This window comes from Adlercreutzia sp. ZJ138, from assembly GCF_011038935.1.
GTDB lineage: Bacteria > Actinomycetota > Coriobacteriia > Coriobacteriales > Eggerthellaceae > ZJ141.
The window spans coordinates 155294-168274 of sequence record NZ_JAAKEA010000002.1 but is presented as its reverse complement, the minus strand read 5'-3'; the positions used below and the strand labels follow the sequence as shown (position 1 = coordinate 168274).

Annotated in this window: 14 protein-coding genes; 9 read left to right on the top strand and 5 right to left on the bottom strand. The window is 54.9% G+C overall.

The window, feature by feature from the left end; genetic code table 11:
- Positions 1-70: 70 nt before the first annotated feature.
- Entirely contained in the window at positions 71-838 is a 768-nt protein-coding gene (locus G7Y43_RS01625; protein ID WP_165043373.1) for a molecular chaperone, read from the top strand.
- Positions 839-992: 154 nt separating this feature from the next.
- On the opposite strand, the gene G7Y43_RS01620 is transcribed toward G7Y43_RS01625, so the two are convergent.
- Positions 993-2321, bottom strand: coding sequence for a Fic family protein (locus G7Y43_RS01620; RefSeq protein WP_165043371.1), 1329 nt, complete (start codon positions 2319-2321; stop codon positions 993-995).
- A gap of 453 nt (positions 2322-2774) precedes the next feature.
- On the opposite strand from G7Y43_RS01620, the gene G7Y43_RS01615 reads away from it, so the two are divergent.
- Positions 2775-3035, top strand: coding sequence for a helix-turn-helix domain-containing protein (locus G7Y43_RS01615; protein WP_165043369.1), 261 nt, complete (start codon positions 2775-2777; stop codon positions 3033-3035).
- A 247-nt stretch (positions 3036-3282) separates the two neighbouring features.
- Here G7Y43_RS01615 and G7Y43_RS01610 read toward each other — a convergent pair whose 3' ends face one another.
- Positions 3283-3570: a hypothetical protein gene (locus tag G7Y43_RS01610; protein WP_165043367.1), complete on the bottom strand. Its 288-nt coding sequence runs from the start codon at positions 3568-3570 to the stop codon at positions 3283-3285.
- 288 nt (positions 3571-3858) lie between these two features.
- On the opposite strand from G7Y43_RS01610, the gene G7Y43_RS01605 reads away from it, so the two are divergent.
- The 3 genes from G7Y43_RS01605 to G7Y43_RS01595 all read left to right on the top strand — a co-directional run bounded on the left by G7Y43_RS01605 (position 3859) and on the right by G7Y43_RS01595 (position 6670).
- Positions 3859-5637: an AAA family ATPase gene (locus G7Y43_RS01605; RefSeq protein ID WP_165043365.1), complete on the top strand. Its 1779-nt coding sequence runs from the start codon at positions 3859-3861 to the stop codon at positions 5635-5637.
- 181 nt (positions 5638-5818) lie between these two features.
- Entirely contained in the window at positions 5819-6142 is a 324-nt protein-coding gene (locus G7Y43_RS01600; RefSeq protein WP_165043363.1) for a hypothetical protein, read from the top strand.
- Positions 6143-6208: 66 nt separating this feature from the next.
- Positions 6209-6670, top strand: coding sequence for a GNAT family N-acetyltransferase (locus G7Y43_RS01595; RefSeq protein WP_165043361.1), 462 nt, complete (start codon positions 6209-6211; stop codon positions 6668-6670).
- Between the two features lie 273 nt (positions 6671-6943).
- On the opposite strand, the gene G7Y43_RS01590 is transcribed toward G7Y43_RS01595, so the two are convergent.
- Together G7Y43_RS01590 and bilQ are read right to left on the bottom strand one after the other, a co-directional pair.
- Positions 6944-7495 carry a hypothetical protein gene (locus G7Y43_RS01590; protein ID WP_165043359.1) on the bottom strand — a complete coding sequence of 184 codons (552 nt, stop codon included), beginning with the start codon at positions 7493-7495 and terminating at the stop codon, positions 6944-6946.
- Complete coding sequence (gene bilQ / locus G7Y43_RS01585; protein ID WP_206214380.1) at positions 7455-7931, bottom strand: bilirubin utilization transcriptional regulator BilQ; 477 nt, start codon at positions 7929-7931, stop codon at positions 7455-7457. The genes G7Y43_RS01590 and bilQ overlap by 41 nt, the downstream gene beginning before the upstream one ends.
- A 326-nt stretch (positions 7932-8257) precedes the next feature.
- Here bilQ and G7Y43_RS01580 point away from each other — a divergent pair, with 326 nt between their 5' ends.
- The gene (locus G7Y43_RS01580; protein ID WP_165043357.1) at positions 8258-8566 is read left to right on the top strand and encodes a hypothetical protein; all 309 of its coding nucleotides are present in this window, start codon (positions 8258-8260) and stop codon (positions 8564-8566) included.
- A gap of 95 nt (positions 8567-8661) precedes the next feature.
- On the opposite strand, the gene G7Y43_RS01575 is transcribed toward G7Y43_RS01580, so the two are convergent.
- On the bottom strand, positions 8662-9954 hold the full coding sequence (locus G7Y43_RS01575; RefSeq protein WP_165043355.1) for a Tat pathway signal protein: 1293 nt from the start codon (positions 9952-9954) through the stop codon (positions 8662-8664).
- A 94-nt stretch (positions 9955-10048) separates the two neighbouring features.
- Here G7Y43_RS01575 and G7Y43_RS01570 point away from each other — a divergent pair, with 94 nt between their 5' ends.
- The 3 genes from G7Y43_RS01570 to G7Y43_RS01560 are packed head-to-tail and all read left to right on the top strand — an operon-like array spanning position 10049 to position 12909.
- A complete protein-coding gene (locus tag G7Y43_RS01570; protein ID WP_165043353.1) occupies positions 10049-10459 on the top strand; it encodes a hypothetical protein in 411 nt (136 codons plus the stop codon).
- 35 nt (positions 10460-10494) lie between these two features.
- Entirely contained in the window at positions 10495-11205 is a 711-nt protein-coding gene (locus G7Y43_RS01565) for a response regulator transcription factor (RefSeq protein WP_165043351.1), read from the top strand.
- A gap of 3 nt (positions 11206-11208) precedes the next feature.
- Positions 11209-12909, top strand: coding sequence for a HAMP domain-containing sensor histidine kinase (locus G7Y43_RS01560; RefSeq protein WP_241158099.1), 1701 nt, complete (start codon positions 11209-11211; stop codon positions 12907-12909).
- Positions 12910-12981 lie beyond the last annotated feature (72 nt).

The following is a 12981-nucleotide window of genomic DNA, read 5'->3' as shown; positions in this document are numbered from 1 at the left end:
GGCGCCGCATCGGTCGTGCCGACTACGTCGGTTGCGTCGCGGTGCGGCGCCGAAAGGAAGGTTGATTGTCATGAGCGAACGGTGCGCGCAGGTACCACCGCAGGTTGTGTCGAAACAGGTACCACCGCAGGCTGTACCGCCGCAGGTGTTAACGCAGACGCCACCGCAGGTTGCGCCGAACGAGAACCAGACGCAGGCGCAAGCTGCGCAGGCGTTTGCGCTGCTTGCTGAAACGCTTTCGCGCTGCCTGTTGCGTCCCACCGAAGGCTTGGCAGGCGAGTTGCAGTCGGGCGCGCTGTCGGATCAGTTAGAAAGCCTGATTAACACGGGTGATGACGAAGAGCTCGTGCAGGCGCTTGCCGCCGTCAAGAGCGAAGAGCTCGCGCTTGCGCACATGGAATTGACTCAGGCGCGGCTTGCGCTTGAGGTCGAGTACAATCGGCTGTTCGTGGGGCCAGGCAAGGTGCTCGCGCCTCCGTACGAGTCGTTCTTCCTTACTGCACATGAGGAAGGCGGGCGAGGTCGTCTTCGTGGTCCGTCCGAACGTGCGGTGCGTGCATGTTATGCAAAGTTCGGCTATGCCATGCCCGAGTTGTTCATTGACTTTCCTGACCATATTGCCATCGAACTCGAATTCATTGCGATGTTGGCAAACGAGGAAGCGCGCGCCTGGTGCGATGGCAACGAAGATATAGCTTTATTCAAGCAGCGTGCAATTGACGATTTCTGTTGCGATCATCTTGCCTGCTGGGTGGGCCCGTTTGCTGCTGCCGTGGCCGCAGGATCGCGCCGTGCGTTATATCCCGCCATCGCCACACTGGCAAAGCGCCTGGCTTAGGGCAGCAGAGGGCGGCGTTGCTGGCACTGCCAATAACGCCGCTTAGCTCGGAGTAAGCCAAAAGCGCGGTGTTGCAGGCAACGCCGCTTAGCCAGGTAGGGTAAAGAACTGGCGTTGGCGGCGTTGCTGATGCTGCCAACATCGCGCTTACCGGTCAGTTTCGAGGCTGGTTGCCGGCGAACAGTTCGCGCGAAACAGGATGAGCCGACAGCAGCGATGTTGTTGCTCCGTCGATGAGGGCGAAAGCGCCGCTCGCTTCGAAGATTCTGCTGGGGGAACGCGCGTCGTCGCACGTTTGTACAATGCCGCTACGATGCATTCTGTTGAGTGCATCGTTGCATGCCGAAAAGCTCTTGCCGGTAAGCTTGCACGCGCACTCTACCGTGATCAGCGGATAGCCGGCAAGCAGTTGCAAGATGGCATCGGCGGCCGATCCCTTACTCGATTTCCCCAGCTTTCGACTCCATTCCGCCTTCAATTTCTCGAAATGGGCAATACAGCTTTCGGTAACCGCTGCGGCGGCACCGGTGCTATCGGCGCAGAACCGCGCCCAGTTGTCCAACGCCAGGGCGCGATCGCGGTCGTCCATCGAATTGCCGAAACGGTATGGCAAAAGCAGCTTCGCGTGACAAGGAGTATTGATGGCAGGCAGCAAGGCGATGGGTGCAATGATGCTTTTCACCAGGCCACGCGCGTAGAAAAGCGCATGCGAAAGCGCGCGGCCCGTTCTATCGAGACCTGTTTTGAACGGTCGAATTTCCTCAAATTGAAAATGCATGAAGCTCGCCTGAGCAATGGGGGAGAAGCAGCCGCTGTTCACGAAGTCGCAAAGATCGTTAACAAGCGGGGTAATTTCTTCAGGTAGCGAGGGTTGAAAACATGCAGGGCCACTTCCGGCGTCGCTCTCGCATTCGTCTTCGGGTGCTCGTTCGGGGGTGCCCTCCAAACAGGGGTTGCCTCGAAAATGTGTTCCAGTTTCGACGGCAGGCTTTCCGTGTACGCAGCGAGAATGCACGTCGAGAATAAAGTCGGGCGTGAACGTAAACCCAGGCTCCACTGTGTGTGATATCCAACGCAGCGTTTGCAAGTAGCGGTACGCCTCTTGCGATGCTTCGGCTTGCATGGAGGCCGAAGCATCGGGTTGAGCTGTCGCATGAGAAGGTACGGCGGCGTTTGGCGGCTGGCTTTTAGCGGTGGCGTCGTACACTGCCAAGTCGCGCATGCTCGGCTGCAGGCCGTCTACGCGCACGGTCGAATACGCCTCAATGCGTGCGATAGTTTGCATGAGGGATCGTCCGAACAACGACGACGCTAGATGATCTTCAAGCCGCACAAGTGCCATTTCGGCGCGAAATGCCTCCGCAGAGGTTCTGCCAGAAAGAAAGAACTGCTGGTGGGACAGGGGAACTGGAGCAAACACGGTGACCTCCCATGATCCGCGGTCCTCCATGAGCCGTCTGTACTTTCCTTCATTGTACGCCATCGCCCGGCATCGCTGGCCGCCATTGCGGTTTCTTTGATTTTCTGCAATGGGTGCGTAGGTGACAAGGGCGAATTGACAAGGATGAATGCGCAACGGCCAAAGGTGGAAGTGTCAGATTGGCGCAGCGTATGCGCAATGGATGTGTCAGGTTGCCGAAACACTCTTCCTGAACTTTCATTTAGGGGAGGGGGGACAAAGCAGAGCGGTACTGACCAAGGAAGCCAAAAAGTCCCGAGGAAAGAAAACGTGTCGCGAAAGCCCCATTTGTAGCGCAAAAATACCCCTTCGCGCAGAAAAAAGAAGACATATGCGGAACTTAGCTGTAATATGCAAAAGGTTTGCGAAAAACTATACGATAAGCGTAAACCGTCAATGTTAGTTTGCGAGAATCAGAGCGGGATACGACATTTACCGTTTTGAAATGTGTGTGAATGTAGGGGGCGTAACTCTAACATGAAAAGGGAACGAGCTTGGCATCTGACGCGCTCCCAGCAACAGATTCTTAACTATCTTGTTAATCTAACGGCAACCGACGGCGTGGCGCGGTGCACGAAGCGCGATATCGCCCAAGCCATTGGTTGTAGTGATAAAACCGCCGACCGTGCGCTCGTGCGCTTGCGCAGGGAAGGGTTTGTCGAAGCGTCCGCCTGCTTTGATGAAAGTGGAGCTCAAATAGGCAACACCTATCGAGTCCTGCGACGTTCGGTCATGTAGTGTACGAAGCTGCTTAGTGCGTGTTCTGCACGGCGACAATGGTGAAGTAGTGGGTATGGGTGCTATGACGGAAACCACCTCACGGGCGTCTACGTGCTGCCGGCATGGTTTGGAGTGCTTCCAACTGCTTATTGTGGGAATCCGAGAAACTGCTCAGTGGATAAACGTTGAGAGCCATTCCCTGTCTATGTAATGCCTGATAAGCAAACGTAGACCACACTTTAGTGATCCACGTTTGCCAACGGTCTCAGCTTTGGAGAAACCCAGGGCTATACAACTCGATTGGTTCAAAGCCGAAGCGATTCGCGTCAAGTGTTTTTACTACCGTCTTAATGGCCATAACTTCGCTAATGACCCAAATGGGCTCGAGAACTCCGAACAGGGTAAACAACCAGAAGAAATCGTACTCAATCATAAGCACCCAGCACATCACGGAACACATAGTGTCCCACACGATCATGGCGCAGTGCACATTGACGGGATAGCAGTCTACACCGTCGCGCTTCTGGATACCCGCGACGTTCGTGTAATGCATAAAGCCTAGTGGTTAGTTAAGCACTCGTTTTCCAGTTCGATTGTCGGTTACAGGCGAATCGGGACACCGGGGACACAAGGTCATTGTCCCGAATTGTCCCCGTTGGTTCCGCCCTTTGAAGCAAATTCGGATAGTGTTCCCATTATCCACGTTGTCCCGTGGTCAGCGAAACCCTCTTTGGCCGGATGCGAGTTGTGGCCGAGTCTCGAAATCCGCCGCAGAGCGCAGTATGGGTCGTCGGCTATAATAGCCTTAATCAACGGATAATGCGGTGAAAGCGGTAGAACCATGGGCGAGTCGAGCGGGTTATACAAAGATGGCATATTTCGCAAGGGGAAGGTGCGTATCTCTGATCTTGCGGGCCGCAAGATGTTGCCCATTGGGAACAGCAACTTCGCCACGGTGGTAGAAAACTCGGTGTTTATCGATAAGTCGATGCTTATTGCCGATGTGCTCGACAGTGGTTCGTCGGTCACGTTGTTCTGCCGGCCGCGCCGCTTTGGCAAGTCGTTGAACCTGAATATGTTGCAACGCTTCTTTGAAGCTGAGGTGCCGGGTTATCCGCTGCCCGTAGATATTCCGGCATTGTTCGGCAACCTGGCCATTTGGGATGCTGACAGCGGTCGCTACCAAATTCATGCCGGGGCTTATCCGGTCATTCGCTATTCGTTTAACGATGTGAAGCAGCAGGTATGGAGTAATGCACGAGAGGCGATAGCCGCTAACATTGCAGCAGAGTATCGGCGTCACGAGTACTTGGGTGAAAGCGATCGTTTGAGTGCGGTGGAAAAAGAGTTGGTCTTGCGTCTTGCCTCTGGAGAGGGCGAGGATGCGGAAGTGCAGAAGTCTCTTGCTACGCTTTCACAGATGCTCTTTAAGCATCACGGTAGGCGTGTCGTGGTGCTCATCGACGAATATGACGCGCCCGTCATGGCGGGTTATACCTACGGTTACTATGCAGAAGTGGTTGGCTTCCTTAAAGGATGGCTCACCGGTGCGCTGAAGGATAACGACGCGTTAGCATTCGCGGTACTCACCGGGGTGCAGCGCATCACGAAGGAGTCTATCTTTTCAGATTTGAATAACATGACGGTGAACACCGCTCTCGATACGGCCTCCGATGAGCGCTACGGTTTTACTCAAGCAGAAGTGGATGCCCTGGCCGAGTATTTGGGGTGCAAGAATTGCGTAACTGAGGCCGGGTATTGGTACGATGGTTATCGCTTTGGCAACACGGACGTGTACAATCCCTGGAGCACGCTCAACTACTTCCGAAGCGGGGGTAAAGCCGATGTGTATTGGGGTAACACCTCGAGCAATGCGGTTTTAGGCGACATGGTTCGTAGTGCCGACGACCGCCTGCTGGGAAAACTCTACGGCCTTTTAGAGCCCGGTGGCACTGTGCGCGAGCCGCTGGATTTGGGTATCGTGTTTCCCGATGTTGGCCTGCGCAAAGGGGCCCTGTGGAGTATGCTGTATTTGGCCGGTTACGTAACCACCGATGACACCGGATCGCCTAATCGCACAGATATCCTGCGAGCCTTGCGTATTCCTAATCGCGAAATTGGCCTGCTGTTTCAAGGCGAGGTCATCGAGCGTTTCGCTGAGATGGCTGGCGGCCGCGACCGATTGGACGACCTTCATGCCGCTCTGATGCGCGGCGAGGAAGCTCTTGTGGAAGAAGAGCTCGAGCGCATCTTGCTGGATTCCGCTAGTTTCTTCGATCTGGTGAATGAAAACAGCTACCACATGCTCGTGTTAGGGTTGTTGTTTGGGATACCATACTATGGACGGCCGCAGTCGAATCGCGAGGCGGGCCGCGGCCGTTTTGATATCCAGATTGTGCCAGATAATCCTAAGCGTGCGCCCCTCATCACCATCGAGATTAAATACGCGAGGCCCGAAACGCTGTCCGAAGAGGGCTTGCGTGAACTTGCTAAGGAAGCTTTGGCCCAGGTTGCCGACCGTGCCTACGACGGGTGGGCGGTCAACAGTGTGGGCAATCTCCGTTATGGTATCGCCTTCAGTGACAAGGCTGTCGCTGTGGCAGGGGATCGCATCTGCTAACCTTTGTTGTCTTCAGATTTGTCAGTCACGCTCACGGGAAGCAGCCGCATTCTACTCTGGGGTCAATCGAGGACTTGCATAGGAATAATTATGCCGCTATAGTAGAGGCACTATTTTACCGAACTGAAATCGGCACAATACTACCTCAGCGTTTTCTATCCGAAGGACACGAGGATCAACCATGAACGCAACAACCTTCATAAACACTGTTGCTGCTGCCGTCAGGGAGCGTAGACACACACTGGCTCTCACGCAGAAGCAGTTGGCGAGTATGGCAGGGGTTTCCGAGCGGCTCGTTCGTCTGATTGAGGCCGGTCAAGCTCCTGGTGTAGGCATTGAAAAGCTCGCGATGGTGCTCTCTCCACTAGGGCTCGAGCTGGCTTTGGAGGGCGATGTGTACCATGCGGCCGCATCGGAGGATACGAGTGCGGAAAACGACGAGTACGAAAGACTCCTGCAATATGCGGTAAGCAGCTGGGAAGGTGTGGGCACCAATGGAAAGTAGGGCGCTTGAAGTTCTGATTTCGGGACAACATGCAGAGCTGCTGGCGTTACAGGATAGGGAAACCTCATGAGATACATCGTTGCCAAGAGCGATCATACGGAAGCGATCCACTATGTGCTACAGACGACCATCCGAAGCGTGTATCCGAAGTACTACCCGGCCGAGGTTGTCGAATTCTTCTGCAGCTTGCACTGTATTGAACACGTGCGGGAAGGTGTCGCATCTGGGCACATGGGTGTTCTGCTCGGCGGCAATGGTGAAGTAGTGGGAACGGGGTGCTACGACGGAAATCACATTACGGGCGTCTACGTGTTGCCGGCATGGCAAGGGCGTGGATGCGGCACGCAGATAATCGAGCAATTGGAGAAGCTCATCGAAGCTAATCACGATACGGTGTGTCTGGAAGCATCGCTTCCGGCAGTATGTCTCTACGAGCACAGGGGCTACAGGACCGTCGGTCATGGCGTCATCGATCTCGAAGGCGGCGTGAAGCTGGTTTACGAGAAGATGGAGAGACAATTGAAATGATGCAATTTTAAGCGCTCCAGAAAGCTGATTTGCCACGGGCCTCTTTTAGAGTGCTTCTCCATGGCAAAACATGCAGGGTTTTCTATCAGATGGTGGGGTGATTGGTTTCTGAGTAAAGAAAACCCCGCTGGCATTTGCACTGCACGCGGGGTAAATCTAAACGAAGGAGTCGCCCGGTAGCGCGGGGCGCCTTCTCTTGCGAAGTGTAGCATGTCTAAAGGCGGCTGCCATGGGCGGGTTTTGGAGTGCTACCTTCACGTTTGCCCGATGGATTTAAACAACTCTCTTATACAGAATGGGTTCGTCGTATCCGAAAGTCTTTTTTCCTTTGACCTCCATACTCTCGCTGACCTCTAAGTAATCTTTGGAGAATCGTTCAAACAGAGTGAACTTTAGCGTAGGGGAAAACATGCTTGTACTGCCGCCCTCCCATACTCCGTTGCTTTCAACAAACAACGCCGGCGTGAATTTTTCGGATATATTCAAGTCGTGATAATCAACCGATGTGAGTGCTTCATACGTAAACGTACTTTTCTTATAGCCATCAGGCAGTTCGTAAGATGTCAGTTGTATTCCAGCCTCTTCTTCGGTAAACAAAAACAAATGAGGTGAGGCGTGCGTATTTCCGTTCGCCGTATAGTAGCTTTCCTCAACCATGAAAAGACCCTTGAAGTCCTTCGGCATATTCGTGATCTTTTCGTTGCAGATCGTATTGACATGCTCTGCGAAAGGGAAATCGGCATGAGTTTGCTTCATTCTCTCAAACTGCTCAACGTTGTTGAAGTTACCCGTCAACAGAACCATAAACTCGTTCAATTTGCCCATGTTGCTTTCCTCCCTGTTTTTTATTGGTTTTGAGAACCAGATTCTTCATGAGGTCTAACAATTCCCGGCGGCTGTCATCATCTATATCGGATAACACCAGTTCATCCCACGAATGAAAGAGATCACGACTCTCCTCAACTACGTTCATACCTCTTTTGGTCAAGCTTAAAACGTTGAATCTTCTGTCGTCGCTGTTCTTCCTTTGGGTAACGAGTTCCTTGTCTATGAGCTTCGCCATAATACGGTGTAGTTGTCCTGCGTCTAATGTAAGGTACTCTGCAATTTCTGTGGAAGAGCAGTTGTTATTCTTGCTTATATAAATCAGGACGAACAGCTGACCGTACGTTATTCCAAGGTCGCGCATTCTTTCGGTGCAATACGACACAAAGTGTTTTCGCAGTAGTGCGATATAAAAAGCAAACGATGTATGTTCCACGCGATCACCCCCTTCCTACGCTCGTATTTGACAATGTCAATTATGACCTACATTTGACATTGTCAAGTTACGAGTGCCAAAGGGTTCACTCAATTGGCACTATATTGGTCCACGGGTCAGCTAGTGACAGGGGAGCAGCGAGGTAACATGAGCGCCCGTTTTGTGCACTACGCTGCACTGCTACGTTCAAGCTTAGTGATCTCTTATTCCAAGAAATGTAGGATTGCTCGCACAAGGAACCGCGAAAGCCATAGTCAGGAATGGTTAAGCATGCCGAACGCCGTGCTGCCTGGTTGGGTGTCTGACCGCGAAAGGTTTGGGCAGGTATGTTCAGGCAAAGAAAACCTCGCCTTCTGCAACTTTTTTCGAGAAATGCGCGATTGAGCAAAGTTAGCCGCAGCTTCGGGAACTTATTTTACGAAATGTACGATGTGGCGGAGTCGGTAAAGCTCGCCGAATCGTCAGAAACAAAAGCGGTCATCTCTGATCAGGGAAAACGTAAGAGCAGTCTCAAGAAGAGAAGAGTAATGCTCGTTTCCTACCCCTTTTTAGCGCTTCAAATCGCGCATTTCGTAAAAAAAGTTCCCGAAGCTGCGGCTAACTTTGCTCAATCGCGCATTTCTCGAATTTTCTGACAGTTTGTGAGCAATGGACTGACGTGGAGATAAATGCTTGATGAGTGTGACAGAAGCTGGCCAATAGCGGCGGAAGGCTCTGTTTTAGTAGCGTATCAGCTGTTCTCGAGCGGCTTCCATATTCGTACGCGGCAGAGCTTTTGTGCGTCGCCGCTGATGGGGGTGTAGTCGATGTTCGTGTACGTGACCACCGATTGCTGCACACCTGTTGAAGCAAGGTACTCGCCGTAGTCGTCGGCGCCGTTGGCCACATCTGACGAGAAGTAGCAATTCGCATCAAGGTCGACTCCTACCACGGCCGACGTCGACTTCACCATGAAGTAGCCCCCGCACCAGGCAGGCGCGGCAGTGGGGGTGCGGTTGAAGCAGAACCAGGGAACGTCGCTGTAGCTATCGTTGTTTCGGACGGTTGGCTCCGAGGTGTCATCGGCGTCTTTCCCACCACTTCCCCCGTTGTTCCCGTTGCTTTTGCCGCCTTTGTCCTCGTCCTCGTTACCGACTTCCGCCGGCTGAGGCTCTACAGAAACAGTCGGCACGTACGTGCCTAAATTCGCAATGCCGTCGCCGTAGTTGTAAATGGCGTCGAACGTGAACATGAAGCCTGTCTGCCCATAGCCCGCTTCGAGCGGCTTCATCGATCCGGGCAGTGTCATGGCGTCGAGTACCTGACCGCTTTCTCCGTCGATGTGTGTTAGCTGGTAGTAGATCGACGACACGTTGGCTCGCGGCGTGATAACGAGTGAGTCCTGCAGCGCGTAGGGTGGCGTTGCCATACGTCCGTGCGAGGTATAGACAACCGTGGTGTCCGTCGATCCGAACGGGGCGCTTGTCAGTGTAGAGTCAGACGTGCTCATGGCTCCATTAACCTTGGGAAGCACTTGCCAAAACGCGCGGTTACCGACAGCTGCCAAGCTGGGTATTTCCCAATCCGAGCCACCTTCGGCCGCAAGCGTTGGTTCACCGAGCGTCATTGAACCGCCGAGTGTGGCTGTGTATACGCGCCACACGTTGTCGAGGATATTCTCTTCCACCCATGCCAGTCCGTTCGAATTTCCGCGAACGTCGTATACTTCGAAGCCCTCATCTGATCCAACGGCCTGCTCGAGCACGGTGCTGCACGTACCGTTTCCCAAGGTCAGAATGCCTATCTTTACAAGGGGGCGCGCTTTGTCGGTGGGCAGCAGGCAAACGGCTACGGACGGATCGTTGCACCAGAGCATCGTTCCGTAATCGAGTTCAATCTCGTGCGCGAGCGACATGCGCTCGCCCCATTCCGCCTGCTCAAAGCTATCGGTGGTAGTTACCGCGTCGGTGGAAACTTCGAGCACCGACATCTCGTCGTTGTCTTTGCCGGCATTCGCTGCCAAGTAGGCGCCACCGCCCAACAAAGCGGCGCTTCCTGCACCCAGCGCTCCCAAAAGCAGGTTACGCCTGGTAATTAGAAGCTCCGCCCCAGCGCTCGCACCTTGAGGAACGCGTGCTTTGGGTGCCCGTGCGCTCGGTTTTGCCGGAGCAGAGGCTTGCGTTGGGCTCCGGTGCGACGCGAACGTGCGCGACGAAGCGAAATTCGGAGAATGCGATGCATGTGACGCGTGCGACTCGTGGGCAGCGCGAGAAGCGTGCGACGCATGGGGGATGTTCGACACATGCGGAACGTGCGAGGCAGCCCCCGAACGGCGGGTGGCTCCCGTGCTGCGCGATGCGGTGGGCCTGCTTGCCGTCCCCCGCGATTTCGCCGCGCGCGCTCGGTGGTTCGTTGTGTGTGTCGTTCTGCGGGTAACCATGGTGTTTATTGTGTCATTTCGCCTGCAGGAGGAAGCCGCCTTGTGGTCAATTGCTACAATAAACGCAAACACGACTAAGGCGTATCAGGTTCTTGCGCGCTTCGCGTAGGAAGGTTCCGAAAAGCACTGTTAAGGAGCAAACTCATGGGAAATGAAACTCGACGCATCTTGCTTGTTGAAGACGAGAAGACCATCCGCGACGCCGTTACGGCGTATCTGGAGCGCGAGAACTACTGGGTAACGGCGGTCGGCGATGGCCAAGATGCCCTGGAGGAGTTCTCGAAGCACCATTTCGACCTGGTTATTCTCGATCTCATGCTTCCACGTGTGCCTGGCGAGCGTGTTTGCCGCGCCATCCGCGATAATTCCGATGTGCCTATCATCATGCTTACCGCGAAGGGCGAAGTTGAAGACCGCATTATTGGCTTGGAGCTGGGTGCCGATGACTACCTGGTGAAGCCCTTCAGCCCTCGCGAGCTGGTGGCTCGCAGCCGCGCGCTGCTGCGTCGCGTGCATGTTGATTCCGAACCGCAGCGCGAGGTGCTGGAATTCGGCGAGCTGACCATCGACGTGTCTGGGCACAAGGTACTCGTCGCCGGCAACGAAATCGACCTCACTGCTAGCGAGTTCAAGCTGCTCACCACGTTGTCTCGCTATCCGGGTCGCGTGTACTCGCGCATGGAGTTGGTGGAGAAGGTGCTCGGTTACGACTTTGAGGGCTACGAGCGTACGATCGACAGCCACGTGAAGAACCTGCGCGCAAAGATTGGCGACAACCCGCGTAGCCCCAAATGGCTACACACGGTTCATGGCGTGGGTTATCGCTTCGAAGACCCCACGAAGGCCGCGCAGTAGCGTATGGGCACGTTGCGGTACCGCGGCGGCGAGCAAAGCGCCGATTGCAACAAAGAATCTGGTGAAAAGCCTGTCGAGCAAGACAGTGCCGACACCGGCGAAACCGAACGGATCGTTATCGAGATGGGTGCCGACGAAGGGGCGCCCATCTCGTATTCTGAAGACGAAGACAACGACACTTCGCAGGGCCGCAGGCATCGCCGTCGGGGTACGTGGAGTAACCTGCCCTACATGCATCGTGTAACTTTAAGCTTCGCGCTTATCGCGGTCATGACGGCGCTGGTTGCCATTGGGGTGCTGTCTTTCGTGTGGGACCAGCATTTCCGTTCCTACACGCAGGACAACATGCAGGCGCTCGCCGACCAAACGGCCGACAACATTGAAGCCGTCTACAAGGAAACGGGCACGCTGTATTCGCCGCAGGTGTTCGCCATGGCCCGCTATTCCGAAAGCCTGAACAGTGGCGTGGGCGTGGCTATTGTCGACAACCGCGGCGGCAACGTGGTGTACGACTCTTCCGATGTTCTCGCGAACGAGGACAACGGAGCAGAAGGCCCCGGGGCAGGCGAGGGTGTAAACCCATTTCCCAGTGACGCTCCGTTAGGTCTGTCTCAGCATGGCAGCCAGTTCGCCAGCGCTCCCATTACGGTCGACGGTGTGGCCATCGGCTCGGTGCGCGTGTGGGTGTACGGCTCCGAAACGCTCATCCGCCAAACCGACCAGCAATTCCGCGACAGTTCATACCGCGCTATGGTGTTTGCCTCGCTGCTGTCTGTTGCTTTGGCAACATGCATCGGATGGCTGTTCGCCCGCAACTTGGTGTCGCCGGTGAATACGGTTGCCCGAACGGCGCGCGAGATCAAGGAAGGTGATTTGTCGGCGCGAACCGGCTTGCATGGTGATGACGAGATAGCCCGCCTCGGCGAAACGTTTGACGCCATGGCCGAAGCAGTGGAGAAAGATCGTGAACTCGAGCGGCGCCTGACAACCGACGTTGCTCACGAGCTGCGCACACCGCTCATGGCTATCCAATCGACAGTTGAGGCCATGGTCGATGGTGTATTTGAAGCCGACGAGGAACGTCTCGAAACCGTGAATTCCGAAGTTCAGCGGTTAAGCCGCTTGGTCGATGCCATTCTGAAGCTCTCTCGCTTGGAGAACCGCTCGACGCCCATGAAGAAAGAAGTCGTTGACGTGGGCGAGTTGGTAGATGGCATCGTCGCCACGCACGAGGCATTCGTTATCGATTCGGGCCTGCGCTTCGAATCCGACTTGGAGCAGGGCGTTTACGTGCTGGGCGACGCCGACATGATTCGTCAGGCAACGGCAAACCTCATATCAAATGCGGTGCGCTACACGCCGGAGGGTGGTTGCATTACGGTAAAGGTTTCCAAAGGTGACCTCATGGCCAGTATTGTTGTGGCTGACACCGGCATCGGGCTTTCCCCAGAAGAGACAAAAATGGTGTTCTCGCGCTTCTGGCGCGCCGATGCGGGCCGTCAGCGTGAAAGCGGCGGCCTGGGCATCGGGTTGTCGGTGGTGAAGGAAATCGTCGATCGCCACAACGGCTGGGTGCAGGTGAAAGGACAGAAGGGCGTAGGTGCCACGTTTATCATTCATATTCCGCTCTATCAGGGTGAGGACAAGCGGAAGGGGCTGCGTCAGAAAAACCCAATTGCCCCGTCGTGGACGGGCGGAAAATAGCAGATAATATTACGATGCGAAAAAGCGGCGCGGCTTGCATGTGGGTGCGTGCCGACAGAGGAGAAGAGGAAG

Coding starts and splice junctions, on each gene's coding strand:
- G7Y43_RS01580 (WP_165043357.1), top strand. CDS start 8,258: ATGTTCAGGCAAAGAAAACCTCGCCTTCTGCAACTTTTTTCGAGAAAT.
- G7Y43_RS01560 (WP_241158099.1), top strand. CDS start 11,209: ATGGGCACGTTGCGGTACCGCGGCGGCGAGCAAAGCGCCGATTGCAAC.
- G7Y43_RS01600 (WP_165043363.1), top strand. CDS start 5,819: ATGAACGCAACAACCTTCATAAACACTGTTGCTGCTGCCGTCAGGGAG.
- G7Y43_RS01595 (WP_165043361.1), top strand. CDS start 6,209: ATGAGATACATCGTTGCCAAGAGCGATCATACGGAAGCGATCCACTAT.
- G7Y43_RS01605 (WP_165043365.1), top strand. CDS start 3,859: ATGGGCGAGTCGAGCGGGTTATACAAAGATGGCATATTTCGCAAGGGG.
- G7Y43_RS01620 (WP_165043371.1), bottom strand. CDS start 2,321: ATGGCGTACAATGAAGGAAAGTACAGACGGCTCATGGAGGACCGCGGA.
- G7Y43_RS01610 (WP_165043367.1), bottom strand. CDS start 3,570: ATGCATTACACGAACGTCGCGGGTATCCAGAAGCGCGACGGTGTAGAC.
- G7Y43_RS01590 (WP_165043359.1), bottom strand. CDS start 7,495: ATGGGCAAATTGAACGAGTTTATGGTTCTGTTGACGGGTAACTTCAAC.
- G7Y43_RS01565 (WP_165043351.1), top strand. CDS start 10,495: ATGGGAAATGAAACTCGACGCATCTTGCTTGTTGAAGACGAGAAGACC.
- G7Y43_RS01625 (WP_165043373.1), top strand. CDS start 71: ATGAGCGAACGGTGCGCGCAGGTACCACCGCAGGTTGTGTCGAAACAG.
- G7Y43_RS01615 (WP_165043369.1), top strand. CDS start 2,775: ATGAAAAGGGAACGAGCTTGGCATCTGACGCGCTCCCAGCAACAGATT.